26 protein-coding genes are annotated in these 23,042 nt (G+C 62.7%); 12 read left to right on the plus strand and 14 right to left on the minus strand.

What is annotated here, in order from left to right:
• The first annotated feature begins 52 nt into the window (after positions 1 to 52).
• Positions 53 to 1,291 (plus strand): MgtC/SapB family protein, encoded by a 1,239-nt coding sequence (locus tag LXM55_RS01160; protein ID WP_233317800.1) that lies wholly within the window; start codon positions 53 to 55, stop codon positions 1,289 to 1,291.
• Positions 1,292 to 1,455: 164 nt separating this feature from the next.
• The gene (locus tag LXM55_RS01165; protein WP_233317802.1) at positions 1,456 to 2,379 is read left to right on the plus strand and encodes a universal stress protein; all 924 of its coding nucleotides are present in this window, start codon (positions 1,456 to 1,458) and stop codon (positions 2,377 to 2,379) included.
• A 51-nt stretch (positions 2,380 to 2,430) separates the two neighbouring features.
• Here LXM55_RS01165 and LXM55_RS01170 read toward each other — a convergent pair whose 3' ends face one another.
• Positions 2,431 to 2,994: a GNAT family N-acetyltransferase gene (locus tag LXM55_RS01170; protein ID WP_233317803.1), complete on the minus strand. Its 564-nt coding sequence runs from the start codon at positions 2,992 to 2,994 to the stop codon at positions 2,431 to 2,433.
• A gap of 224 nt (positions 2,995 to 3,218) precedes the next feature.
• Here LXM55_RS01170 and LXM55_RS01175 point away from each other — a divergent pair, with 224 nt between their 5' ends.
• Entirely contained in the window at positions 3,219 to 4,130 is a 912-nt protein-coding gene (locus LXM55_RS01175) for a universal stress protein (RefSeq protein WP_233317805.1), read from the plus strand.
• Here the strand turns inward: LXM55_RS01175 and LXM55_RS01180 are convergent.
• The 3 genes from LXM55_RS01180 to LXM55_RS01190 all read right to left on the minus strand — a co-directional run bounded on the left by LXM55_RS01180 (position 4,120) and on the right by LXM55_RS01190 (position 6,493).
• Positions 4,120 to 5,103, minus strand: coding sequence for a zinc-dependent alcohol dehydrogenase family protein (locus LXM55_RS01180; protein ID WP_233317807.1), 984 nt, complete (start codon positions 5,101 to 5,103; stop codon positions 4,120 to 4,122). The genes LXM55_RS01175 and LXM55_RS01180 overlap by 11 nt on opposite strands.
• A 24-nt stretch (positions 5,104 to 5,127) precedes the next feature.
• A complete protein-coding gene (gene fnr / locus LXM55_RS01185) occupies positions 5,128 to 5,874 on the minus strand; it encodes a fumarate/nitrate reduction transcriptional regulator Fnr (protein WP_233317809.1) in 747 nt (248 codons plus the stop codon).
• 193 nt (positions 5,875 to 6,067) lie between these two features.
• A complete protein-coding gene (locus LXM55_RS01190) occupies positions 6,068 to 6,493 on the minus strand; it encodes a potassium channel family protein (protein WP_233317812.1) in 426 nt (141 codons plus the stop codon).
• 326 nt (positions 6,494 to 6,819) lie between these two features.
• Here LXM55_RS01190 and LXM55_RS01195 point away from each other — a divergent pair, with 326 nt between their 5' ends.
• Both LXM55_RS01195 and LXM55_RS01200 read left to right on the plus strand, forming a co-directional pair.
• Positions 6,820 to 7,791: a universal stress protein gene (locus LXM55_RS01195; protein WP_233317813.1), complete on the plus strand. Its 972-nt coding sequence runs from the start codon at positions 6,820 to 6,822 to the stop codon at positions 7,789 to 7,791.
• A 44-nt stretch (positions 7,792 to 7,835) separates the two neighbouring features.
• Positions 7,836 to 9,230, plus strand: a complete 1,395-nt coding sequence (locus LXM55_RS01200; RefSeq protein ID WP_233317816.1) for an MBL fold metallo-hydrolase RNA specificity domain-containing protein — start codon at positions 7,836 to 7,838, stop codon at positions 9,228 to 9,230.
• A 190-nt stretch (positions 9,231 to 9,420) separates the two neighbouring features.
• Here LXM55_RS01200 and LXM55_RS01205 read toward each other — a convergent pair whose 3' ends face one another.
• Positions 9,421 to 9,963, minus strand: coding sequence for an Hsp20/alpha crystallin family protein (locus LXM55_RS01205; protein ID WP_233317818.1), 543 nt, complete (start codon positions 9,961 to 9,963; stop codon positions 9,421 to 9,423).
• A 334-nt stretch (positions 9,964 to 10,297) separates the two neighbouring features.
• On the opposite strand from LXM55_RS01205, the gene LXM55_RS01210 reads away from it, so the two are divergent.
• Positions 10,298 to 10,855, plus strand: coding sequence for a ClbS/DfsB family four-helix bundle protein (locus LXM55_RS01210; protein ID WP_233317820.1), 558 nt, complete (start codon positions 10,298 to 10,300; stop codon positions 10,853 to 10,855).
• A gap of 146 nt (positions 10,856 to 11,001) precedes the next feature.
• Entirely contained in the window at positions 11,002 to 11,385 is a 384-nt protein-coding gene (locus LXM55_RS01215; protein WP_233317822.1) for a c-type cytochrome, read from the plus strand.
• Between the two features lie 52 nt (positions 11,386 to 11,437).
• Here the strand turns inward: LXM55_RS01215 and LXM55_RS01220 are convergent, their stop codons facing one another.
• Both LXM55_RS01220 and LXM55_RS01225 read right to left on the minus strand, forming a co-directional pair.
• Positions 11,438 to 12,310: an MrpH family fimbial adhesin gene (locus LXM55_RS01220; protein WP_233317823.1), complete on the minus strand. Its 873-nt coding sequence runs from the start codon at positions 12,308 to 12,310 to the stop codon at positions 11,438 to 11,440.
• A gap of 159 nt (positions 12,311 to 12,469) precedes the next feature.
• Entirely contained in the window at positions 12,470 to 12,847 is a 378-nt protein-coding gene (locus LXM55_RS01225) for an Imm1 family immunity protein (protein ID WP_233317825.1), read from the minus strand.
• A 303-nt stretch (positions 12,848 to 13,150) separates the two neighbouring features.
• On the opposite strand from LXM55_RS01225, the gene LXM55_RS01230 reads away from it, so the two are divergent.
• From LXM55_RS01230 to LXM55_RS01245, 4 genes are all read left to right on the plus strand, one after another.
• Entirely contained in the window at positions 13,151 to 13,708 is a 558-nt protein-coding gene (locus tag LXM55_RS01230; RefSeq protein WP_233317827.1) for a GNAT family N-acetyltransferase, read from the plus strand.
• 51 nt (positions 13,709 to 13,759) lie between these two features.
• Entirely contained in the window at positions 13,760 to 14,146 is a 387-nt protein-coding gene (locus LXM55_RS01235; RefSeq protein ID WP_233317830.1) for an MliC family protein, read from the plus strand.
• Positions 14,147 to 14,517: 371 nt separating this feature from the next.
• Positions 14,518 to 14,676: a hypothetical protein gene (locus LXM55_RS01240; RefSeq protein ID WP_233317832.1), complete on the plus strand. Its 159-nt coding sequence runs from the start codon at positions 14,518 to 14,520 to the stop codon at positions 14,674 to 14,676.
• A gap of 123 nt (positions 14,677 to 14,799) precedes the next feature.
• Positions 14,800 to 15,120 carry a YbjQ family protein gene (locus LXM55_RS01245; protein WP_233317834.1) on the plus strand — a complete coding sequence of 107 codons (321 nt, stop codon included), beginning with the start codon at positions 14,800 to 14,802 and terminating at the stop codon, positions 15,118 to 15,120.
• A gap of 44 nt (positions 15,121 to 15,164) precedes the next feature.
• Here LXM55_RS01245 and LXM55_RS01250 read toward each other — a convergent pair whose 3' ends face one another.
• From LXM55_RS01250 to LXM55_RS01275, 6 genes are all read right to left on the minus strand, one after another.
• Entirely contained in the window at positions 15,165 to 15,557 is a 393-nt protein-coding gene (locus LXM55_RS01250; protein ID WP_233317835.1) for a VOC family protein, read from the minus strand.
• Positions 15,558 to 15,645: 88 nt separating this feature from the next.
• Positions 15,646 to 17,286 (minus strand): ABC-F family ATP-binding cassette domain-containing protein, encoded by a 1,641-nt coding sequence (locus LXM55_RS01255; RefSeq protein ID WP_233317837.1) that lies wholly within the window; start codon positions 17,284 to 17,286, stop codon positions 15,646 to 15,648.
• Between the two features lie 248 nt (positions 17,287 to 17,534).
• Positions 17,535 to 18,617 carry a molybdenum ABC transporter ATP-binding protein gene (gene modC, locus LXM55_RS01260; RefSeq protein ID WP_233317839.1) on the minus strand — a complete coding sequence of 361 codons (1,083 nt, stop codon included), beginning with the start codon at positions 18,615 to 18,617 and terminating at the stop codon, positions 17,535 to 17,537.
• A gap of 4 nt (positions 18,618 to 18,621) precedes the next feature.
• Positions 18,622 to 19,302: a molybdate ABC transporter permease subunit gene (gene modB / locus LXM55_RS01265; RefSeq protein ID WP_233317841.1), complete on the minus strand. Its 681-nt coding sequence runs from the start codon at positions 19,300 to 19,302 to the stop codon at positions 18,622 to 18,624.
• Positions 19,303 to 20,070, minus strand: a complete 768-nt coding sequence (modA, locus tag LXM55_RS01270) for a molybdate ABC transporter substrate-binding protein (RefSeq protein WP_233317844.1) — start codon at positions 20,068 to 20,070, stop codon at positions 19,303 to 19,305.
• Positions 20,071 to 20,242: 172 nt separating this feature from the next.
• On the minus strand, positions 20,243 to 21,307 hold the full coding sequence (locus LXM55_RS01275) for an NAD(P)H-dependent flavin oxidoreductase (RefSeq protein ID WP_233317847.1): 1,065 nt from the start codon (positions 21,305 to 21,307) through the stop codon (positions 20,243 to 20,245).
• A 204-nt stretch (positions 21,308 to 21,511) separates the two neighbouring features.
• On the opposite strand from LXM55_RS01275, the gene LXM55_RS01280 reads away from it, so the two are divergent.
• The gene (locus LXM55_RS01280; protein ID WP_233317850.1) at positions 21,512 to 22,000 is read left to right on the plus strand and encodes a GyrI-like domain-containing protein; all 489 of its coding nucleotides are present in this window, start codon (positions 21,512 to 21,514) and stop codon (positions 21,998 to 22,000) included.
• On the opposite strand, the gene ada is transcribed toward LXM55_RS01280, so the two are convergent.
• Complete coding sequence (ada, locus tag LXM55_RS01285) at positions 21,952 to 23,037, minus strand: bifunctional DNA-binding transcriptional regulator/O6-methylguanine-DNA methyltransferase Ada (RefSeq protein WP_233317851.1); 1,086 nt, start codon at positions 23,035 to 23,037, stop codon at positions 21,952 to 21,954. The two genes, LXM55_RS01280 and ada, sit on opposite strands and share 49 nt — an antisense overlap.
• Positions 23,038 to 23,042: the final 5 nt, after the last annotated feature.

Consider the following 23,042-nt stretch of genomic DNA (forward strand, 5'->3'; position numbering starts at 1 on the left):
CACGCGGCCAATGCCCCTGGCGCACGGCCTCTGACCTTCACCCGGAGCCACCATGAATGAAACCTTTGGCATGGCAGGGGCGGCAGCCGCATTGGGGATCGGCATGCTCATCGGCCTTGAGCGTGAACGTCACAAGGGCAGCGGTGATACCCGGGCCTGCGCCGGGTTGCGCACCTTCGCGATCACCGCGCTGCTGGGCTATGTGGCGATGCAGGTGGGTGGGGCGTTGCTGGTCGGGATGCTCGGAATTGGTCTGACAGCCTTGGTGACCGTCGCCTATTGGCGCAGCCTGAGCGACGACCCCGGTGTCACCAGTGAAGTGGCGCTGCTCACGGTGCTGGTTCTGGGCGCGCTGTGCGGGTCCAGCCCTGAACTGGCGGTCGCGGTGGGGGTGCTGGTGGCGGGGCTGCTGACGTATCGGGAAAAGCTTCATGACTTCGCCAACAGCCAGTTGAGCGAGGCGGAAATGCGCGATGGCCTGATCCTGTTGGTTGCCGCGCTGGTGGTACTGCCGTTGGCGCCGGACCGTTACATCGGGCCTTATGCCGCCATCAATCTGCGCACCATTTGCAGCCTGACCGTGCTGTTGATGCTGGTGGGGGCCACGGGCCATATCGCCGTGCGCACCCTGGGAACCCGCTACGGCTACGCCATCAGCGCCATAGCGTCCGGCTTCGCTTCCAGTACCGCGACCATTGCCAGCATGGGGCATCGTGTTGTCGGCGAGCCCGGCAACATCCGCATCCTGAGCGCCGCCGCGATCCTGTCCAACCTGGCGACGCTGATTCAGGTCGGGCTGATTCTGGGGCTGGTGGACCCCGCCCTGTTGCGCAGCATGTGGGGGCCCTTGGCCTGCGGGCTTGGCGCCACGACGTTGTACAGCGCGTGCCTGATGTTTCCCGCCCCGACCCAGGGGGCGAACGAGCCAATCAAGGTCAGTGGCGCCTTCGATCTCAAGCTGGCCTTGATCGTCACGCTGACCATGACCGCGATTACCTTGGTGTCGTCGGCAATGCTCAGCCATTTCGGCCAGGTCGGGGTGATGTTGACCTCGGTCCTGAGCGGTTTTGCCGATGCGCATTCCTCGACGGCCTCCATCGCCTCCCTGGCCAAGGCCGGCCTGTTGCCGTTCGACGCCATTGCCGCTCCGGCGCTGATCGCTGTCAGCAGCAATGCCCTGAGCAAATGCCTGGTGGCCTGGGTCAGCGGCGGCAGGCGCTTCGCCGCCTATGTCATTCCGGGGCAGCTGTTGCTGACGCTGGCCATGTGGGGCGGCACGTTGCTGCATTGAGCCCGGTACGGCGGCCTGTCTGCCGGGGTGAGCAGGTCTTGGACCCTATCCGGCATCACGTCATCAACAGCGACGGCAAATCTGACAAAGATCAAGCGACGACAGGGCCGTAACGCTCAATCTGAAGGCCAGTTCAACCTGATGGCCGTGTGCCGAGGTGTCCCATGTCACAGACTCAGCGTTTATTGTTGATCGCCCCATCCGCCATGACCCGCACCCCGGCGTTCGACCGTGCCACCGCTCTGGCGCAGGCGATGCAATTGCCGTTGCACATCGTCGCGTTCGATTATCTGCAGGCGCTGGCGGTTGCCGGATTGTTCGCCCCGCAGCAGATCGATGCGGCCCGGGAAGGGTACCTGCAGGCCCATCGACTCTGGCTCGAGGAGCAGGCAGCGCTGATGAGCAAGCACGGGGTCGAAGTTTCCAGTGAAGTGCGGTGGGTGCAGCATCCTTATGAGGAAATCCTGCATTTCGTCGATGAGCAATCGCTGGCACTGATCATCAAGGATGCTCAGGAAGAATCGGCCCTGAAACGGGTGTTTTTCACACCACTGGACTGGCAGTTGCTGCGCGATTGCCCGGTACCCGTGCACCTGGTGACCAATGCCCGCCATCCTCGCCCGCGGCATGTCCTGGCGATCGTCGACGTCTTGCGCAGTGAAGAGCAGGATCTGGTGTTCAACGATCAGATCATCGACACCGCGGTGAAGCTGGCCGAGCAGTGTGATGCCACGGTGCAGTTGTTGCACGTCTATGACTGGGTGGCGGTGTATGCGAAGGACATGGGCATTGGCGTGTTGCCCTTGGCCACAGGCCTCTATGAGGCGCTGGGCAGCGCCGAACATGAGGCGTTTTCCGCGCTGGCCGAGCGTCATGGCGTGGCACCGCAGAGCCGTCACTTCATCGAGGGGGCGCCGGTGCCGGTGATCTGTGAGTTCGCCGCCGAACATCACGCGGACGTGATCGTCATGGGGACGGTGCAGAACAAGGGCTTGAATAAACGCCTGGGCACCACCGCCGAGCAGCTTCTGCATCGGGCGCCTTGTAGTGTCTATGCCATCAAGCCGGACAGGCTGTTGAACTCATGAGCAAGGGACGCCCCGCGTTGAACCGTTGGCCGGAGCACCGCGGGGCGTTCTTTACAAGCCAAGGCGGTGGATGACCTGGCGGCTGTCCTCTGGATCATTGTGGGTTTCGAAACCCAGGGCCTTGGCCAGGTCACGCATTGCGGCGTTGCTGGAGGCGTCGACCGAATACATCTGCCGGAAACCGTTGTGGCGGGCGGCCTTGATCAGGTGCTCCATCAGTAAGGTGCCCAACCCCAGATGCTGCCATTCATCGGCCACTGTCACCGCGCACTCACACTGGTGGTCGCCCGTCGCCGCATAACGACTGATGCCGATCTCGATCAGCTGGCCGTTATCGTGAACCAGCGCGATAAACGCCGTGCGCTGTTTATTGTCGGTGTCCATCAATTGGTCGAGCATCACCGTGCTGGGCTCGGATACCTGGGCGAGAAAGCGCATGTGCCGGGATTCGGGGGAGAGGCGCTTGATGAAGGCATATTCTCGTTCGCGGTCCTTTTCCGCCAAGGGGCGAATCAAGATATGGCGCCCGTCCCTGAGGGCCTCGATCCAGTAGCGTCCGGAGACCGCTGCGTAGGCCGCAGCGGCCTGGTCATTGTGGTCTTTGACAGTGAGCATGGGTGATCCTCCATTGGCTTGTGTCAGGTCGGCGAGCGCTGATGAGCCTCGCGATCGAGACCTTTCTACGCCGCTGGCGGTGGTTGAATCTGATCTGGATCAGAGACCGTCGATGTGCCGCGCCGATTGGCGCGTTTCTGATTTAAGTCAAATCGCAGAGGGCAGCGACAAGCGCAGTCTTGGGCATACCGGCACTTGGCGGCCGGGTCGAGCCGAGGTGTGTGATGGGCCAATACCAACGTGTGTTGCTGATTGCCGAGCCGAGCCTGCATCCGTCGCCGGCAATGTCTCGTGCCGTGGCGCTGGCACAGGCATGCAAGGCGCTGCTGCATGTACGGCTGTTCGCCGAGCCTGTGCCGGTGGTGCATGTGTGGGAGGAAAAACTCGACGACGCCCATTACCAGCGCTATTTGCGTCGCTATCGTCGCTGGGTGGATGACGAGCAGCAGCGCCTGAGCGGCCTGGGCATCGAGGCGACGGTGGAGGTGGTGTTCACGACGCATGCGCTGCTGGACATTCTACGGGCCGTCGAGGATCTGAAACCGGACCTGCTGATCAAGGACGTCACGCTGGAGCCGGTGCTCAAGCGGGTGTTCGTCACCCCGTTGGATTGTCACTTGCTGCGCGAATGCACGGTGCCCGTGCACCTGGTCAATCAGGTTCGCCACAGCCTGCCCCAGCGTGTTGTCGCGGCGGTCGACCCGTTTGATCCCGCGACGCAGATCAGCGGTCTCAACGAGACCATCATTCAGGCCGCCGACGCCCTGGCCCAGCAGTGTGACGCGACGCTGCACCTGCTTTACGCCTACGACCTTGGCGCCGCGTTCAATGGCGATGTACCGCTGGTCAGCGGCGGCTGGGGCGTGGACATGGTCGAGGAACTGCGTGAGTCGTTGCACCTGGCTTTCGTCAACCTGGCCGACCGGCATGAAGTGCCGCCGGAGCGCCGGCACTTTGTCATGGGCCCGCCGGTTCCGGTGCTCAGTGAATTTGTCGAACAGTATCAGGCGGATGTGATCGTGATGGGGACGGTGCATCGTGTCGGCATCGACCGCCTGATCGGCAGCAACACCGAACGGGCGCTGTACTCGGTGCCGGGCAGCATCCTCGCCGTGCGGCAGCAACTCAGGGGGTAAGCACGATGGCGCCGTTGAACTGGCCGCTGCGCAAACACGCCAGGGCCTGATTGGCCTGGTCCAGGGCAAAACAGGTGACGTCACAGTGCACGGGCGTGTGCTGCAGTTCTGCAAAGAATGCGACGCCGTCCTGGCGGGTCAGGTTGGCCACTGAACGCACGCTGCGCTCACCCCACAGCAGTCGATAGGGGAAGGCCGGAATGTCGCTCATGTGGATCCCGGCGCAGATCACGCAGCCACCCTTGACGGTCGCGGACAGCGCCAGGGGCACCAGGGCGCCGACGGGCGCGAAAATCAGGCTGGCGTCCAGTGCATGGGGGGGCAACTGGTCCGAAGGTCCGGCCCATTCAGCCCCCAAGCGGCGGGCATAGTCCTGGCCTTCGTCATCACCGGGGCGGGTGAAGGCATACACCCGCTGCTGGCGCCCCCGGGCAACCTGAATGGCCAGGTGCGCCGCCGCGCCGAAGCCATACAGCCCCAGGTGCCGGGCACCCTGGGCCATGCGCAAGGCACGAAAGCCGATCAACCCGGCGCACAACAGCGGCGCGGCCTGGACGTCGCTGAGCGTGTCCGGGATGGGGAAGCAGAAACGCGGGTCGGCGACGGTGTATTCGGCGTAGCCCCCGTCCAGGTGACAGCCGGTGAACTGGGCCTGATCGCAGAGGTTTTCGCGGTCCGAACGGCAGAACGTGCACTCGCCACAGGTCCAGCCCAGCCAGGGCACGCCGACCCGTCGACCTGTCCACCCAGGCGCGACATCGGCTCCCACGGCGGTGACTTCACCGACGATTTCATGCCCGGGCACACGGGGCAGCACGGCCTGGGGCAACTCACCGTCGAGCAGGTGCAGATCCGTGCGGCACACGCCGCAGGCCAGGACCTTGATCAACAGTTGTCGGGCCCCGGGCGTCGGGATCGGACGCTCTTGGCATTGCAGTGGCTGCCCGGGCGTATGCAGGACCATGGCACGCACAACAGTTCTCCAACGGTTCGCAACTCAGCAATGAGAAGGGCGATGGCAACCCGCGATCAGTTGCTTGAGCCCTTCCAGGTTCTGGATCTTGACGTCACGTCCGGATACTTCCACCAGCCCTTGATCGCGCAGGTGGGCGATTCCCCGGCAGATGGTTTCCAGGCGCAGGCCCAGATAGGAGCCGATTTCCTCGCGGCGCATTTTCAGCACGAAGTTTCGCGCCGAGTAACCGCGCTGGTTCAAGCGTTGTGACAGATTCAGCAGGAAAGCGGCCAGTCGCTCATCCGAGTTCATGTTGCCCAGCAACATCAGCATGTCGTGGTCGCGGACGATCTCCCGGCTCAGCAACTTGTTCAGGTTGTGTTGCAGCGATGGCAATTGCTGCGCGAGTTTTTCCAGGCTGGAAAAGTGGATCGGGCAGACCTCGCTGTCCTCAAGGGCAAAGGCATTGCACGCATGATGGTCATTGCTGATCGCATCCAGACCGAGCATTTCCCCCGCCATTTGAAAGCCGGTGACCTGCTCGCGACCGTCGATCGACAGCACATTGGTCTTGAAGGAGCCCAGGCGCACCGCGTACAGCGAGCGCAACGGATCGCCTTCGCGATAAAGGGCGGCGCCTTTCTTGACCTTGAAACGCTGCACGATGAGCGTGTCCAGGCGCTCGACTTCCTGCTCAGACAGGCCAATCGGCAGGCACAGCTCCAGTACGCTGCAGTTTGAGCAGGCCGATTTGAGCTGGCGAAAATGCAATGGTTGGGTTTCTGGCATGGAGCGCGGCTCCCACTCATGGTGGTGGAAGTTTAGGTGCTGGGCGCGAAGATGCTGAGCTTTTCCCGGCATTCGATCGGGCAGTCGACCAGCGGAAAGAACCCTGGCTCAGCCGCGGGTGAGCGCTGTCAGCCAGCGCCCCACGCCTGTGCCGGGTGCTCAGGAAAAGCGCGTCACCAAGCCCCGTGGGCGGTTACTGGCTGCGCCAGTATTTCTGCATCTCCAGGAACAGAAATGACGCGGTCCAGGTGATCAGTACAAGGCCGGTCAAGGCCTCGAGACCGGTCAGGTACTTGAGGTTGCCCACGGGGGCAATGTCACCGAAACCGATGGTGGTGTACGTCGTGAAGGAAAAGTACACGCAGTCCATGAACGAGCCGTCGAAGTAGCCCGTCAGGCGGCCCCATTGGTCCGAGCGCGACATCAGGAAATACGCCAGGGCGAAGGCCCAGACTTCAATGGCATGGGCCAGCAGGCTGCCGAACACCCCGACCACGATCCTGAATCGGCTCCAGGCCTTCAGCCGAGGCAGCCAGTCGTTCAGGCGCAGCAGGCACTCGTAGTGAATCACCACCGCGATGATCACGACCAGGGTATTGATCAGCGTGACTGCCAGCATGTGCCTGTCTCCGGGGGAGGGCCGGGTGGGTTCTTTTCTACGCTTGAGCGGCGCCCAGTCGTTGAGGTATGTCAACAATGCGGGTTGGCACGGACATCAATGAACGCCACTCACAAGTGCGCCATTAGTTGATAAAGATCAGAGCCGCGAACGGATAACGCCAGATACTCGGACCATGGCTGTTCAGCCGTGATCATCGAGGGCCAATGAGCGCGCGGCGGATGGCGGAGAAGGCAACCCGCAAGTCGTCGGCACGGCACTGAACCTGCACAGGGACGTCCGGCTGGCCTGTGCGCCAGTCCAGCCTTGCCCGGAGGAACCAGGTGATGCTCAAGCTCAAACGCATTCTGTTGCTTGCACCCACGGAAATGACCCGCTCGCCCGCGTTTGATCGCGCCTACGCACTGGCTAGGGCCTCGGGCGCATCGCTGCATATCGTGGCGTTCGACTATGTTCAGGCGCTGGCGCTGGCCGGGTTGCTGGACCCCGAGGCGATGGCGCAGGCGCGTGAAGGTTACCTGCAGGTGCATCGGCAGTGGCTGGAGCAGCAGGCCCGTTTTCAACGATGCAGCCATCTGCAGGTCACTACCGAGGTGGTCTGGGCCAAGTCCACGCCCGCGCACATGCTTGAGTACATCAACGACTTCTGCGCCGACCTGGTGATCAAGGACATCCACCATGTGCCGGCCCTGGAGCGTGCCTTTCATCGCCCGCTGGACTGGGTGTTGTTGCGCGACTGCCCGGCGCACCTGTATTTCGTCAGCGAGGCCAGAACCCCGCTGCCGCTGAAGATACTCGCCGCCCTCGACCTGTCGCATCTGGAGGAACTGACCCAGGGGCTCAACGAGCGCATTCTCGATCTCGCCACGACCTTGGCGAACACCTGCGGCGCGGCCCTGCACGTACTGAATGTCAGCAGTTGGTCGGTGGTGGGAGAGGGCCCGATGAGTGTGCCGACCCTCAGCCTGGATCACAGCTTGCGCGACGCGATCACCGATGCCCAGGAGGAGGCCTACGACGCGCTGGCCGAGCGCCATGGCATCGAGAAAACGCGCCGGCACCAACTGGCCGGCAGGCCCCACAAGGTGATCGAGCTATTTGCCCGGCAGAACGCGTTCGACCTGCTGGTGCTGGGGGCGGCCCATCAGCACGGGGGCGATGGTTTCATCGGCAGCACGGTCGAGCACCTGCTCAATCGCGCGCCGTGCAGCCTGATGATCGTCAAACCCCTGCCGCTATCGACTGAAGGAGGGCTCGTCACGCCGCGGGTTGATAAAAATCAATCGCTGCCAAGGTAAAAAGAGCGATCAATGGCACTCTCATCAACGCTCAGGAGGCGGCCATGCGCATCACTTTTCTGGGGGCGGCAGGCACGGTGACCGGCAGTAAGTACCTGCTGGATCACCGCGACCGGCATGTACTGATCGACTGCGGCCTGTTTCAGGGCTACAAGCAATTGCGCCTGCATAACTGGGATCCCTTCCAGTTGCCGATCCGCGATCTGGACGCGATTGTCCTGACCCATGCCCATCTCGACCACAGCGGCTACCTGCCGGTCCTGGTGCGCAATGGCTATCGAGGGCCGATCTATGCCACGCCGGCGACCTGTGAGCTGGTGAAGGTCTTGCTGCTCGACAGTGGTCGTTTGCAGGAAGAGGAGGCCGGGTTTGCCAATCGCCATGGTTTCTCCAAGCACGCCCCGGCGCTGCCGCTCTACACCGAGCAGGACGCAGAACAGGCATTGAAACTGTTGCAGCCGGTGGAGCTGCATCATCGGGTCGAGGTTGTTCCCGGCCTGAGCATCCTGTTGCGCGGGGCCGGGCATATTCTTGGCGCCGCCACCGTTGAAGTCGTGGCCGACGGTGTCACGCTGGTGTGTTCGGGCGACCTGGGGAGGCCGAACGATCCCCTGATGTTGGCGCCCGAAGGCATTGAACAGGCGGATTACCTGTTGGTGGAATCGACCTACGGTGATCGCCGGCACCCTGACCAGGACCCGGAGCAACAGCTGGCAGACGTGATCAATCGCACGGCGCTGCGCCATGGCATTACGCTGGTGCCGTCCTTTGCGGTGGGCCGGGCTCAATTGCTGATGTATCACCTGTATCGCTTGAAGCAGAAACACGCGATTCCCGATTTGCCGGTCTATCTCAACAGCCCGATGGCGACCGATGTCACGCGTCTGTATCAGCGTTTTCGCAGTGAACACCGATTGTCCCTGGAGGCGTGCGAGGGCATGTGCCAGAACACCCACTTTGTACGTTCGACCCAGGAGTCGATCGACCTCGATCGCCAGCGCATTCCGGCAGTGATCATCGCCGCCAGCGGCATGGCCACCGGTGGGCGGGTGCTGCACCACCTCAAGGCACTGGCGCCAAACCCCGTCAACTCGCTGCTGATGCCCGGTTTCCAGGCGGGCGGTACCCGTGGCGCACAGATTGTCGCGGGGGCGCCTTCGGTGCGCATCCATGGTCAGGAGGTGCCGATCCGCGCGGAAGTCGTGCCGATGCAGACCTTGTCCGCGCATGCCGATGCCGATGAAATCATCCAGTGGCTGCGCGGTTTCAAGCGTGCTCCGAAACACACCTACGTGGTGCATGGTGAGCCCAACGCCGCGGACACGTTGCGCCGCCGCATCAGCCTGGAGCTGGGTTGGTCGGTGTCGGTGCCGGAGTACCGTGACGCCGTCGACCTGGATGCGCTCGCATCCTCGACAAGGCCAGGGCCCGATCAATAGCCATTCACCCACCGCAGTGCGGCCTGAGTGCCGGCTCTTCCAGCGGCCGGGGGATCTGGCGCCGTCCGCTACTTTGAGGCAAATGAGCTGGGCGATGAACTCGCCTGGACTAGAAACTTGAGGCCGGGCTCCGACGAGGCAGATAAAACCCCTTGCCGGTTCCCCGGCAAGGGGCACGCCGGTCCGGAGCTTATTCGCCCTTGATCGGCACGATTTTATCGGCCTTCATGGCCTCCGGTTTTTTCGGCAGCGAGATGCTCAGGACGCCTTTGCTGAAACTCGCGTCGATCTTCTCGACGTCGACGCCCTTGGGCAGGCTGAACACTCGTTCGAAGGAACCGTAGTGACGCTCGCTAAGGTGATAGCCCGTTGCTTTTTCTTCCTTGTCGTCTTTCTTTTCGCCCCTGATGATCAGGCTGCCGTTGGACAGCTTGATCTCTATGTTCTTCTGGTCCATGCCGGGCAGTTCAGCCGTGATCTCGTAGCTTTTGTCCTTCTCGCTGATGTCCACTGCCGGCATGCCGCGGCCGATCAGTTCGCGGCGCCAGAAGGGTTCGACGTCGAACAGCCCACGACCAAAGGGGGAAAGCCCCGAACCGCGATTGAAGTCTTCAAACAGGTGATCAACTTGTTGGCGGAGCTTTTCCAGCGGTCGCCAAAGGTCTGAGGTCATCGAATGCTGGCCGGATTTGTCTTCGCTGGTGACCGGCATCTTCTTCACGGAATTGCTCATTTCGCTACTCCTCTGCGGATGGAAGGCGGCCGATGGACACCTTGTCGCGTGCCGCCAGAACAGATCGAGCTGATTACAGATTCAGCGCCCTTGCCACAGCGCTTAATCTCTTCCAGAAGGGCGCGGGGAGCGTTGATAAATGTCAAACGGACGGTTGAACCGCGTTTGGCGATGCCGTCGATTGCCTGGTTCGGGCCCTATGCGGTCTACCGTCGCCGGCTATCCAAGACGTCGATAGGCGTGCACGATTGAGCTTCACCCCCAGGCACGGCCATTGAGAACCATCACGCGAAGAGGTGGTTGGATGGCCAGGTACACGACAAGGAAAGCTGCCATGCCCGTTCCGACCTCCAAAGCAGAGCTATTGACCGCGATCGGTGTGAATTTCGACAAGTTGTGGGTCGACCTGTCCAGGGTTCCGACGGCGTGTGCCCGCGACAAAACGCTCGAAGGTCACGCCGCGGGTACGCTCATGAGCCCCTGCGACCTGGTGTCCTACCTTGTTGGCTGGAATGAACTGGTGCTGAAGTGGCTGGATCAGGACGACAACGGCATGAAGGTCGATTTTCCCGAGACGGGTTTCAAATGGAACCAGCTGGGTTTGCTGGCGCAGAAGTTTTACCAAGAGCATCAGTCTCTCGACTATCGGCAACTGCTGGATCGGCTGTCAAAGGCGAAAGATCGTCTGGTCGAAACCCTTTTGGACAGATCCGATGATGAGCTTTACGGAGCGCCCTGGTATGACAAGTGGACCAAGGGAAGAATGATTCAATTCAACACTTCATCCCCCTATGCCAATGCGCGTGGCCGTATACGCAAGTGGCTCAAGAACACTGATCAAGACTCACCCGTGGTGCGCAACTCCGCGCTGGAGACAGCGCCGGAACGATGAGCGTCTAGAGCGGGAAAAGTGGCTTGATGTTGCTTTCCTGCACTGACAAGCTAGTTGGCCGCTTCAGGTGTTATCGAAGTTTGGCGGTCGCAGTGGCCACGCCGGAGGGGCGGCTCTCTGCTCGGGTTTTTTTCATAGGACTAAGAATGAAAATAAAAGTATTGCTCATCGCTTCGCTGGGTTTTCTGGCGCTGGTTCAAACATCGTTATCCGGCGCGGAGAATGCCAATGGCAAGAACCTTTATGTACAGCGATGCGCCATGTGCCATGGAGCCGACATCAAGGGGACAGGGCCATTGGCTAGAAAAAGTAATCCCCCTACACCTGACCTGACAACCTCCGCTTTTAAAAAACGCTTGAGTGACTATCCGGGCGTTATTGTGTCGTCAGTCATACTTCGCCCCAATGGTGACTTGATTCCCAGAACGCTGAAAGAGAATGGCGTGAAGTTGGCACCGCACTCATGGAGCGTTGTCGATTTTCGCGACTTGAATCAATACATGACGGGCGTGATTGCCAAAAGTCGATGATTTTGCCAAGGGCAATGCCAGGGTTATTGAGGTCGTGACCTGACGGCTGGCTTCACTCCACCGAAATCTGCAAGATGGCATTGCCGCTAAAGGGGCCTGGCGTGACGTCCGAGCTGATTTCCAAGGTGTCGCTTAGGGTGTAGGTGCTTTTTCCACTCGGAGTGTTGATCCACTTGCCCATGTCTCTGCCACCAACCGATATCTTGCTTTTTCCACCGTTGCTCAGAGAGATGCGCTGACTGTCATAGCCGTTCTTAAGGAGGAATCTGAGATTGGCGCTGCCTGTGCACTCCACTTGTAGCGAGGTAGAGGCTTGATGGTTGTTGGCATTGGCCTCGGTCAGTGACCCATGATCCAAAGTGGCTGAGGCGGTGTTGAAACTGCAACTATTTCTTGGGTAGACACAACTGCCCTGATAAGTGGGTGGTTTATAGAACAGCGTAGTAACTACACCGCTTCCAGAGTCTCCACGAATAATGACGCCAGAGCATATAGGGCCCGTGGCCGGGTTGACTGCCAGATCGGATGACCATCTTACTTCGGTCCAGCGATCAGTGAAGTTTTTCAAATATTCACCCGATGATCGAATGCAGTACCAGGTGCAGTTGTTGAACGGAGTCTCTGCGTATATTACCGAGGGGTTATTACCCAGCCACTGGGCCGGTTGCATGATGTAGCCAGCAGGCACCCAAGTACTGTCTGATTGATTCGACATTGTCCTCTTTTGTACGGTTGTTATAACCGAGCCGGCGCCTGGCACTCCGTAGTAGTCAAGATTCGTAGTGACGGGGTATTCGAAGGCATAAGCTCGGGCGCAGCTAAGTAGCAGCGCAGTCAATCCTAAAAAAAACAACCCGCTTGAAAGGGTGAATGAGCGATTGCTCTTGCTCTGTTGCACAGTGTAAGTGCGCTCGGAAACTGACATTAACTTCATCTACTGTCGAGGCGAGAATGGATGTCGATACTCGTCGAACTCAACAATAAAGGCTCTCAGTCAGTTCCGGCAGGCAGGGTGGAAATTTCCTAAGGGCTTTGGGGGCTTGGGTTCCGTGCCGACTGAAGGTGATCGACGTTTGCCGGTGGATCAACTTTCAAGCCAGTGGATCCAGCCCGCTTGCGCGCCGTCATTGCGGTAGAAGTGCACGAGCGCCTCGTAGCATTTCGCGATGTCGATGCACCAGGCGGCTGGATACTGGTCTTGTTGACCGTTGCTCAGCAGGTAGGCCTGGTCGCCCAATCGATCAGGGTCACCCAGTGACGTAAAGCCACTGTCGCCTTCATGGCGCAGGTACATCAGCCAGGCGTGTTCAGTGTTTCGCAGCATGCACAGGCTTGGCCCGTCTTCGACGCAGAGCCATAACTCGAATTGGGGGACTGCATCGAGGCGTCCCAGGGTCTCGCGCAGTTTCTCCTGCGATGCAACGGTTTCGGTTTGACCGTTGAAAAAGAGTGTCATGGCCATGGCGGTTACTCGGTATCTGTGGCAAGGCGCAAGGAGCAGGGCATCAACGCTGCCCCGGGCCTGGATCAGCTTGATCGGGTCCGGCGAGGTCCGATCATAACAAAGCATCGGGTTGCGCAGCCCGGTGGGAACGGTTCGCCGGCAGCGCACATTTTTCCAACAAATGAGCCCTGTCGCCAAAGCCCTGGCGAGCGCTAGGATCGGCGGCCGAACGTTCGGTCCACCATTGCCAAGGGGCGCCATACCATGCAATCAAGGCGACTGCCGCAGTCTGCAACCGGGCTTGTGCCCAGGGAAATCACCTTGGATGACGTTGAGTTGTTGCAGCGTTTCTTTGTCGAGAACCCGGAGTATTTCCACATCGTCCACGGTTGCGCGCCGCAACCGGATGAAGCGCGCGATGAGATCGATGATGCGCTGCCAGCCGACTGGTCCTACACCTACAAATGGAAGATGGGCTACTTCGACGGCGAGGGCCGCTTGCGGGCTTTTGTCGGTGTCGTCAGTGACCTGCTGGCGCCGGGTGTCTGGCATATCGGTTTGTTCATGCTGGCGACGGCTTGTCACGGCGGCCCCATCGCCCGGCAACTGCACCGGGAACTGGAGTGCTGGGCCGCGGGCCAGGGCGCGCGCTGGCTGCGCTTGAGCGTGGTCGAAGGCAATGCTCGGGCGCAGGGTTTCTGGAGCGCCTGCGGTTATGCCGAGGTGCGTACCCGTGACGGCATCGAACTGGGCCGCTTGCGGCACCGGGTGCGGATCATGATCAAGCCGCTGGCCGAGGACTCGCTGGCCGACTACCTGGCCCTGATGCCCCGCGATCGGCGCGAGGAGCAGGCCCAGGCCACTCCCTACCTGAACTAAACATGCCCCTGCCAGTCCCATGGGGCATCTTTGAGCGACTGGGGAAACACCATGAGAATTGATCTTGCAACGCTCTGCGCCGCGGCGTTGGCTGCGAGCCTGCCCGTGCTGGCGCAGGCGGCCGAGCCCAGGGTTGCCGAGCCGGCCTACCAGAGCCAGGTGGCCCGCTACCAGTGCGAGGGCAACGTGCGTATCGATGCGTCCTACCTGAACATCGACAACGGTTCCTCGTTCGCCACGCTGTATTACAAGGAACAGCTGATTCCCATGCACATTGCGCGTGCGGCCTCTGGAGCGCTGTACGTGGCGGATGACGAGCAGAACAGCTTTCGTTGGCACACCAAGGGCAAGGGTGGCGTGCTGTCGTTCCTCGAGGCTGACCACACCGCCACGGAGCAGGTCTTGCTCAAGGACTGCCAGGAGCTCGACCAGGACTGAACGCCCGGTGTCGGCTTTTGCTCCAGGCAAAAAAAAGCCCGCGGGGAGGCGGGCGAACGTAGTTGCTTGAATGAGCGAGGCGACTATACACAGCGTTTTTGTGTGCCTGGGTGAAACAAGTTTCATCTTCCACCCGGGCCTCGAGCTTGCGCCATCCAGCGTTGCGCCGGTGCATGGGTGTGGTTTTCGCTTCAGCCCCGGCCCGGTAGGGCCCGCAGCTATGCGATCCGAGCTCGGCGCGGGTGGTTAGGGGCGCCTTCAGGCATTGACGAGCAGAGGCTCGTTGTTTTGTCGGCAAACCCCGGGCTGCCGCCGGATCTGTTCTAACCTGAATCAGCGAGTCAAAAATCCCTTCAGGAAGAGAGGTGGGCATGGCAACACAACAGCAACGCCCTTACGAGCGGGAACGCAGCGACGAGACGGCGCAGTACGAGGTTGAACACAAGGAGCCGCCTCCGCAGACCTGGAAGCATCCAGACGATGGCAAAAGCCTGTCGGAACTGGATGAAGAGCGTCCCTTGAAACCCTGACCCACAGCCCCGCCATCGAGCGGGGCTGACGTTTGTGGCGGGGCCTGGCCGGAGCTCTGTTACCATCCGCGGTTTTGCCGCCCCGGCGTGCCGGGGCCGGTGGTTCGTTCAAGGGAGAAACACATGATTGTCACCACCACCGCGCATATCGAAGGCCGGGAAATTGCCAGCTACCTGGATATCGTCAGCGCTGAATCCGTCCACGGCATCAACGTGGTTCGCGACCTGTTCGCCGGCATGCGCGACTTTTTTGGCGGCCGCTCCCAGACCCTGGAGCGCGCGTTGAAGGAAGCACGGATCCAGGCCACCGACGAAATCAAGGAGCGCGCTCGGCAGTGCAACGCCGACGCGGTGGTCGGCGTGGATTTCGAGATCAGCATGCCCGCGGGCCGCGGCGGCATGGTGGTGGTCTTCGCCACCGGCACCGCAGTCAAGCTCAAGTAGCTTTCAATCCCGCCTTCAATCCGGCTTTCAATCCAATCAGGCGCTCAAGGTGCGATCGGGCTGCACAGCTCCACCAGGGTGCCGTCCGGGCAGCGCACATAGGACACCGTCTGCCCCCAGGGTTTGCTAGTGGGGGCGGCCAGTTCCCGGGCGCCCTGTTCCAGGGCCCGGGCATGGGCGGCGTGCACATCGCGGGTGACCAGCCCCAGCTCCATGCCCAGCGGCTTGGGCGAGGAATGAGCGGCGATGTGGCCCCCCTGGAAATTCATCTCTGCCAGCCCGTGATCGGCAAAGGCCAGGGTGGTGCTGCCGGTTTCCAGCTCGCCATAGGTGCCGGATTCGTGGAGAAAGCGCCGTTTGAAACCGAAGGCCTGTTCGAAGAAACACAAGGAACTTTCGACATCGGGCACGTAGATGATGGTGTATCCGAGCTGCATGGTTTGACACTCCCTGTCCAAGGATTAAGAGGGCGCGAATTTAGCACGAAGTTGCCGTCGCGCAGGGCCTCGGTTGTAAACCTCTGTTTCATTGTTGCTGCGCCCTCAGGTGCCAGCCCGATGCTGACCATTGCCACTCGTGGGTTGGCGCCAGGGCCTGGATAAAGTCCTGGTCGTGAGAGGCCACCACCAGGGCGCCGGGAAAGTCTCGCAGGGCACATTCGAAGGCCTGTACCGACTCCAGGTCCAGGTGATTGGTGGGCTCATCGAGCAACAGCAGGCGGGCCGGGCGGCCTCCCCACAGCGCCAGGGCCAGGGCGGCTTTCAAGCGCTCGCCGCCACTCAGTTGCGCGCAAGGTTGCAGCACTCGTCGGGCGTCCAGTTGCAGGCGCGCCAGCCGGGTCCGCAGGGCGCTTTCCTCCAGTGGCGTGGCGGTGGTGCCCAGTTGCTCAAGCAGCGAGCGCAGGGGGTCGAGCTGCAGCAGGTGCTGGTCCAGGTAGGCGCTGGCCACGCTCACCTGGCACTCGCCGCTCAGAGGCTGCAACTGGCCGGCCAGCAGCTTGAGCAACGTCGACTTGCCGCAGCCGTTGGGGCCCACCAGGGCGATGCGCGCCGGGCCGTTGACGTTGCAGGTCAGCACGCTCGCCGGGGCCCGAGGGTCGAGCCAGGGCAGTTGCGCCTGCCGCAGGTTGAACACCGGCTGGCCGGCTTGCAGGGTGGTGGCGGGCAGGGTGAGCAGGGTCGGTTGCTGCGGGCCGACCCGGGCATAGGCATCGCGCACCTGCTCGTCGAGGGCGCTCTTGTGCCCCTGATGGGCATGGCGCACCTGGCCCATGATGTCGCGCGCGGCGCCGAGCAGCTTGGCCCGCTCGAAGCCGGAGACGTTGGCGGTCTTGGCGTAGCGGCGGGATGCCGCGGCGTGGCGCTGGATGGTGTCATGTTCGCGTTGCAGGCGCTTTTGTTCGCGGCTGCGCTGGGTGCGGGCATGTTCCAGCGCGGCCTGGGCCGCCTCGTCGTGGGCCTGGCGCTGCGCCTGGTACAAGGCGTAGTTGCCGCCGTAGACCTGGGCGCCCAGGGGGCCGAGCTCGACGATGTGTTGCACCTGCATCAGCAGTTGGCGGTCATGGCTGACCAGGATCAGGCCACCGCGCCAGCCTTGCAGTTGCTCGGTCAGCCAGTGGCGGCCGTGGCGGTCCAGGTGGTTGCTTGGCTCGTCGAGCAGCAACAGGTCGGCGTTGCTCAGCAGGGCGCCGATCAGCACCACGCGAGCCAGTTGCCCGCCGCTCAACGTGGCCGCCGGGTGCTCTGGCGCCACCTGCTCCAGGCCGGCGTCGTCCAGGGCCTGGCGCAGGCGCTGCGCCAGGTCCCAGCGGTCATCCACCTCGTGCAGGTCTTCGAGGCTGGCGGTGCCGGCGGCCAGGCGCTCCAGGGCGCACAAGGTCTGGGCGAGGCCGGCGACCTGGGCCACGCTCTGGCCTGGCTGCACCTGCGGGTCCTGGGGCACATAGGCCAGCCTGGCGCTGTGGCAGATGCTGCCGGAAGAGGGTTGCAGCTCGCCGGCGATCAGGCGCAGCAGCAGGGATTTGCCCACGCCATTGCGCCCGACGATGGCCGTGGGCTGGCGATCGAAACTCAGGTTCAGGGCATCGAGCAGGGTTTCGCCATTGGCGAATTGGTAGGTCAGCTGGTTCAGGGAAACCAGTGCGGGCAGCCGGGTGACGTGAGTCATCAGCACCTCCGGAAAATGTGGCAACAGGCCAATGAGCGCTTGCAGGGCTCATCGCGAATACATTTTTGGAAGGCTTAGTGGTTCACGTCGGCAATCGTCCTGGGACGGGAAAGAAGGGGCGTAGCCTAACGGCGCAATTATCTGCCTGGCAAGTGCGCTGATTCGCCGGTGGCCGCTTTCAGGCTGCTTGCCACCCTGTTTCAGGCGTCGCAGAAAGCTTATCGAGGCAGCAGGCTCTTCTTTGTTGGCTACGCCAGGACCGCCACCGCCTTGATCTGCGCCCAGAGTTGCTGCCCGGGGTGCAGTTGCAGTTGATCCCGGGAATAACGGGTAATGCGCGCCAGCAACGGGCTGCCGGCCGCGTCCAGGCGCACCAGCACATGAGCGGCGTTGTCCGCCGGAATCTCGTCGCGCACCGTCACCGGCAGGCGGTTGAGGATGCTGCTGTGCCCGCTGTCCTCCAGACTCAGGCTGACGTCCCGGGCCTGGACCTTGAAGCGCAGGGCTTTGCCCGGCGCCAGGGGGTGATGGGCCACGCGCATGTTCAGCAGGCTGCCGGGCAGTTGCAGGGTCAGCAGTTGATAGACCGGGTCGTATTGGCTGACCCGGCCTTCGATCACCACGCCTGCGTCGTCGCCCAGGGCCAGCGGCAGGTCCAGGCGGGCCAGGGTCTCGCCCACCGGGCCGCTGGCCAGGGCCCGACCATCGCTGAGCAGGACGATGTGGTCGGCCAGCCGCGCCACTTCATCCTGGGAGTGGCTGACGTACAACACCGGGATATCCAGCTCGTCGTGCAGACGCTCCAGGTACGGCAGGATCTCGCTTTTGCGTTTCGAATCCAGGGCCGCCAGGGGTTCGTCCATCAGCAGCAGCCGCGGGCTGGTGAGCAGGGCGCGGGCGATGCCGATGCGCTGGCGTTCGCCGCCTGAAAGATGCTGCGGGTGGCGCTGCAGCAGATGGCCGATGCCCAGCAGCTCGGTGGCCTGGGCCATGTCCACCCGGCGCTGCGCCTTGGCAATGCGTCGCAGGCCGAACTCCAGGTTGGCCTGTACGGACAGATGCGCGAACAGGCTGGCCTCCTGGAACACATAGCCCAGGGAGCGCTTGTGCGGTGGGACGAACAGCTTGCGCGGGCTGTCCTGCCAGATTTCGTCGTTGATCTGGATCCGTCCGCGGCCGGCCTTTTCCAGGCCGGCGATGCAGCGCAGGCAGGTGGTCTTGCCCGAACCGGAGTGCCCGTACAGCGCGGTCACGCCGCGTCCGGGCAATTGCAGGTCGAGGTCCAGGGTGAAGTCGTGGTAGCCCAGGTGCAGCTTGACGTGAATGCTCAATGGCTCAGCTCCAGCCGGCTTTGGTCTTGCGGCTGGAGTACAGCGCCAGCAGCACCAGGAACGAGAACACCAGCATGGCTCCGGCCAGCCAGTGGGCCTGGGCATATTCCATGGCCTCGACGTGATCGTAGATCTGTACCGAGACCACTCGGGTCTTGTCGGGGATGTTGCCGCCGATCATCAGCACCACGCCGAACTCGCCGACCGTGTGGGCAAAACCGAGAATCGAGGCGGTGATGAAGCCCGGTCGCGCCAGGGGCAGGATCACCGTGAAAAAAGTGTCCCAGGGGTTGGCGCGCAAGGTTGCGGCCACTTCCAGGGGGCGGCTGCCAATCGCCGAAAAGGCATTTTGCAGCGGCTGTACCACGAAGGGCATGGAGTAGATCACCGAGCCCAGCACCAGCCCGGCGAAACTGAACGTCAGGGTGCCCAGCCCCAGGGACTGGGTGAACTGGCCGAAGAAGCCATTGGGCCCCAGGGCCAGCAGCAGGTAGAAACCGATCACCGTGGGCGGTAGAACCAGAGGCAGTGCCACCACCGCGCCGATGGGGCCGCGCAACCAGGAGCGGGTGCGCGACAGCCACAAGGCTATCGGAGTGCCGACCACCAGCAGGATCAGCGTGGTCAGGGACGCCAGCTTGAGGGTCAGCCAGATGGCGGAAAAATCGGCACTCGACAGGCTCATTTACAGTTGATAACCGTAGGACTTGATCACCGCGGCAGCTTTTGGCCCCTTGAGGTAGTCAACCAGTGCCTGGGCGGCCGGGTTGTCCTTGCCCTTGTTGAGGATCACCGCGTCCTGCTTGATCGGGTCGTGCATCGCCGCCGGGACGATCCAGGCCGAACCGCTGGTGAGCTTGCCGTCCTTGTAGATCTGCGACAGCGCGACGAAGCCCAGCTCGGCGTTGCCAGTGGAGACGAACTGATAGGCCTGGGTGATGTTCTGGCCTTCGACGATCTTGCCCTTGACCTGTTCGGTCAGGCCCAGCTTGGCCAGCACCTGGGTCGCGGCCAGGCCATACGGCGCGGCTTTCGGGTTGGCGATCGACAGGTGCTGGTATTGGTTGTCCTTGAGCACCTGGCCTTTGGCGTCGACGTAGCCGTCCTTGGCCGACCACAGGGCCAGGGTGCCAATGGCGTAGGTGAAGCGCGAGCCCTTGACGATGTCGCCTTCGCTTTCGAGTTTTTGCGGGGTGCTGTCGTCGGCGGAGAGGAAGACCTCGAAAGGCGCGCCATTCTTGATCTGGGTATAGAACTGCCCGGTTGCGCCGTAGGCGGCCACCAGCTTGTGCCCGGTGTCTTTCTCGAAGTCGGCGGCAATCGCCTGGATCGGCGCGGTGAAGTTGGCGGCCACGGCCACCTGGACTTCAGCGGCCTGGGCCGAACCCAGGGTGAAGACTGCAAGCAGGGTGGCAAGGCAAGTCGGGGCAAAACCTGAGGCGCGAAGGTTCATCAAACAGCTCCATTGGGGGCGGATGCGTTGGGCAGTGAGTGATTGGAAGGCGTCTGCACCAAGGCGAGGGGGAATCGCTATATAGCGGAATATATAGCGATTTGTCGATGAACGAAACTCTGCGGCTGGTCCTCGTTGCACGGGCCGCGACACCGATCGCGGCCCGGGTGAATCAGCGCTTGCGCAGTTGCGCCAGGGCTTGCTCGGCCAGGTGCAGGGTCAGTTCGTAGGTCGGCAGTTCCACGCCCAGGCGCAGGGCCTGGCCGGACCAGAGGTTGGCAAAGTCCGCTTCGTCCTTGGCGCGCAGCGGCATCAAGGCGCCGCCAGCGCGAGGGAAGGCCGGCGCCAGTGAGCTGATGGGGCCGATTTCGCGCATGACCCGGTTGACGATGCCCCGGGCCGGGCGCCCGGTGAACAGGTTGGTCAATGCGGTCTGGCTTTCCTTGGCATGGCGCAGGGCATGGTGGTGGGCGGCGCTGACCTTGGCTTCCGGGGTGAACAGGTAGGTGGTGCCCAACTGCACTGCCGATGCGCCCAGCGCCAGTGCCGCGACAATCCCCCGGGCATCACCGATACCGCCGGCGGCAATCACCGGCACCTGCACGGCGTCGACGATCTGCGGCACCAGGGCCAGGGTGCCGACCTGGCTGTTGAGGTCGTCGCTGAGGAACATGGCCCGATGGCCGCCGGCTTCGTAGCCCATGGCGATGATGGCGTCGCAGCCACGCGCTTGCAGCCAGAGCGCTTCATCGACGGTGCTGGCCGAGGACAGAATCTTCGCCCCGGTGGCCTTGACCCGGGCCAGCAGCGTCGGCTCCGGCAGGCCGAAGTGGAAACTCACCACCTCGGGCCGCAATTCCTCGACCTGTTGGCAACTGCTTTCATCGAAGGGCGCGCGGTTGCTGACCGGGGTCGGGGCGTCGAAGTCCACCCCCAGCTCCTGGTAGTAGGGCTTCAGGGCGTCCTTCCAGCGGGCTTCCCGCTCGACATCGACAGCGGGCATCGGGTGGCAGAAGAAGTTCAGGTTCAGCGGATTGCCGGTGGCGGCGCGGATGGCCTGGACTTCCTGACGAATCTGCTCGGGGCTGAGCATGGCGCAGGGCAGGGAGCCCAGGGCGCCGGCCCGGCAGGCGCCGATCACCATGGCGGAGCCGGTGGCACCCGCCATGGGCCCTTGAATGATTGGCAGGTCGATGCCCAGCAGGTCTAACAGGCGGCGATCAGTCCATTGGCTCATGTGCAAGAATTCTCCGTCGGCAGGATTAGACAATGAAGCCCGTGGTTTTTAGCAGGAGAAGGCGTCTCGAGGCCAGCTGACTTTTTCCATGCGGGCTCAATCCCGGGCATTTGCAACCGATTCAGGGGCTGCTGTCGGTGCTATCGATCCGGCGCTAGACTGCGCCGATATTTTTCCCCATCGCCCCCCTAAGGAAGGCTGACCATGGATGTAAAACGGCGCGAAGTTCTGCCATTCACTGTTGCAGGCCTGCAAGTACGTACCCTCAACGCTGCGGAACGACAGGCTGACAGCGCCCGGATCGGGCCGATGTGGCAGCGTTTCTATGTCGAGGGCCTGTTCGACAAGATCGGCCCCCGCCAGACCGACTCGTTCGTCTATGGCGTCTATTCCAACTACGAGTCCGATGCCAGCGGGCATTTCGATGTGACGGCCGGCGTGGCGCTGAGTGGCGACTGCGCCGAGTACCCGAGCGTGGCGATCCAGGGCGGCGAGTATCTGGCATTCAGTGCCAGGGGCGCGATGCCCGACTGCGTGATTCAGGCCTGGGGGCTGATCTGGGCCTATTTCCAGGACAACCCGCAGGTCCGTCGCGCTTTTGCCACGGATTTCGAGGTCTACAGCAGCGCCGATTCCGTGGCGATCTACATCGGCATCGAGGCTTCGGACGCGGCTTCGCGCTCGAGCAACTGACGTTTGCGCTCCACTCCCCAACGGTAGCCCGAGAGGCTGCCGTCGCTGCGCACCACCCGGTGGCAGGGGATGGCCACGGCCAGGCTGTTGGCCGCGCAGGCCTGGGCCACGGCGCGCGTGGCCTTGGGCGCGCCGATGCACTGGGCGATCTCGGCGTAGCTGGCGGTACTGCCCGGCGGGATGTTCCTCAGGGCCTGCCACACCCGCTCCTGGAACACCGTGCCTTGCAGGTCCAGGGGCAGGTCCAGGCCAATGGCCGGGGCTTCGATAAAGCCCACCACCTGGGCGATCAAGCGTTCGAAGTCGCGATCGGCGCCGATCAGGTTGGCCCGGGGGAATTTGTCCTGCAGTTGCTCCAGCAGCGGGCCGGGCTCGTCGCCCAGGAGAATGGCGCACACCCCGCGCTCGCTTTGCGCCACCAGGATTGCCCCGAGGGAGCACTGGCCCAGGGCGAAGCGGATATCGGTGTTGGGGCCACCGGCGCGGTAGTCGCTGGGCTTCATGCCGAGCAGGTGGTCGGCGGTTTCGTAGAAGCGACTGTTGGAGTTGAAGCCGGCGTCGTACAGGGCAGCGGTGACCGATTGGCCGTTTTCCAGATGGGAACGCACTTTGCGTGAGCGCTGGGCGTTGGCATAGGCGCGCGGGGTCAGGCCGGTGGCGGCCTTGAACACGCGGTGGAAGTGATAGCTGCTCATGCCCGCATGCTGTGCCAGTTGCCCCAGGCTGGGGGGCGTTTCGGCGTTCTCGATCTGCCGGCAGGCCAGTGCCACCAGCGTCGCGTGATGCGCGGCAACCTGGGTCTGGTCGCTGGCCAGGCGCTTGCTCGGTCGATAACCGGCGGCTTCGGCTTGCTCGGCGCTGTCGAAGAACTCGACATTCTCTGCCTTGGGCAAGCGCGACAGGCTGCTGGGGCGGCAATAGACGCCGGTGGTGCGCACGGCGTAGACGAAGCTGGCGTCGGCGCTGGCATCGCGCTTGAGCACGGCTTGCCAGCGCGGGTCCTGTTCGGTGCGGTGTTTGCGTGACGAAGCGGTCATGGTCG

The sequence above is a fragment of the Pseudomonas sp. Au-Pse12 genome, assembly GCF_021341665.1.
Lineage (GTDB): Bacteria > Pseudomonadota > Gammaproteobacteria > Pseudomonadales > Pseudomonadaceae > Aquipseudomonas.

What these genes read in the sequence shown, in the direction of transcription:
- LXM55_RS01160 (WP_233317800.1), top strand. Translation starts at nt 53, where the DNA reads ATGAATGAAACCTTTGGCATGGCAGGGGCGGCAGCCGCATTGGGGATC.
- LXM55_RS01165 (WP_233317802.1), top strand. Translation starts at nt 1,456, where the DNA reads ATGTCACAGACTCAGCGTTTATTGTTGATCGCCCCATCCGCCATGACC.
- LXM55_RS01170 (WP_233317803.1), bottom strand. Translation starts at nt 2,994, where the DNA reads ATGCTCACTGTCAAAGACCACAATGACCAGGCCGCTGCGGCCTACGCA.
- LXM55_RS01175 (WP_233317805.1), top strand. Translation starts at nt 3,219, where the DNA reads ATGGGCCAATACCAACGTGTGTTGCTGATTGCCGAGCCGAGCCTGCAT.
- fnr (WP_233317809.1), bottom strand. Translation starts at nt 5,874, where the DNA reads ATGCCAGAAACCCAACCATTGCATTTTCGCCAGCTCAAATCGGCCTGC.
- LXM55_RS01190 (WP_233317812.1), bottom strand. Translation starts at nt 6,493, where the DNA reads ATGCTGGCAGTCACGCTGATCAATACCCTGGTCGTGATCATCGCGGTG.
- LXM55_RS01195 (WP_233317813.1), top strand. Translation starts at nt 6,820, where the DNA reads ATGCTCAAGCTCAAACGCATTCTGTTGCTTGCACCCACGGAAATGACC.
- LXM55_RS01200 (WP_233317816.1), top strand. Translation starts at nt 7,836, where the DNA reads ATGCGCATCACTTTTCTGGGGGCGGCAGGCACGGTGACCGGCAGTAAG.
- LXM55_RS01205 (WP_233317818.1), bottom strand. Translation starts at nt 9,963, where the DNA reads ATGAGCAATTCCGTGAAGAAGATGCCGGTCACCAGCGAAGACAAATCC.
- LXM55_RS01210 (WP_233317820.1), top strand. Translation starts at nt 10,298, where the DNA reads ATGCCCGTTCCGACCTCCAAAGCAGAGCTATTGACCGCGATCGGTGTG.
- LXM55_RS01215 (WP_233317822.1), top strand. Translation starts at nt 11,002, where the DNA reads ATGAAAATAAAAGTATTGCTCATCGCTTCGCTGGGTTTTCTGGCGCTG.
- LXM55_RS01220 (WP_233317823.1), bottom strand. Translation starts at nt 12,310, where the DNA reads ATGTCAGTTTCCGAGCGCACTTACACTGTGCAACAGAGCAAGAGCAAT.
- LXM55_RS01225 (WP_233317825.1), bottom strand. Translation starts at nt 12,847, where the DNA reads ATGGCCATGACACTCTTTTTCAACGGTCAAACCGAAACCGTTGCATCG.
- LXM55_RS01235 (WP_233317830.1), top strand. Translation starts at nt 13,760, where the DNA reads ATGAGAATTGATCTTGCAACGCTCTGCGCCGCGGCGTTGGCTGCGAGC.
- LXM55_RS01240 (WP_233317832.1), top strand. Translation starts at nt 14,518, where the DNA reads ATGGCAACACAACAGCAACGCCCTTACGAGCGGGAACGCAGCGACGAG.
- LXM55_RS01245 (WP_233317834.1), top strand. Translation starts at nt 14,800, where the DNA reads ATGATTGTCACCACCACCGCGCATATCGAAGGCCGGGAAATTGCCAGC.
- LXM55_RS01250 (WP_233317835.1), bottom strand. Translation starts at nt 15,557, where the DNA reads ATGCAGCTCGGATACACCATCATCTACGTGCCCGATGTCGAAAGTTCC.
- LXM55_RS01255 (WP_233317837.1), bottom strand. Translation starts at nt 17,286, where the DNA reads ATGACTCACGTCACCCGGCTGCCCGCACTGGTTTCCCTGAACCAGCTG.
- modB (WP_233317841.1), bottom strand. Translation starts at nt 19,302, where the DNA reads ATGAGCCTGTCGAGTGCCGATTTTTCCGCCATCTGGCTGACCCTCAAG.
- modA (WP_233317844.1), bottom strand. Translation starts at nt 20,070, where the DNA reads ATGAACCTTCGCGCCTCAGGTTTTGCCCCGACTTGCCTTGCCACCCTG.
- LXM55_RS01275 (WP_233317847.1), bottom strand. Translation starts at nt 21,307, where the DNA reads ATGAGCCAATGGACTGATCGCCGCCTGTTAGACCTGCTGGGCATCGAC.
- LXM55_RS01280 (WP_233317850.1), top strand. Translation starts at nt 21,512, where the DNA reads ATGGATGTAAAACGGCGCGAAGTTCTGCCATTCACTGTTGCAGGCCTG.
- ada (WP_233317851.1), bottom strand. Translation starts at nt 23,037, where the DNA reads ATGACCGCTTCGTCACGCAAACACCGCACCGAACAGGACCCGCGCTGG.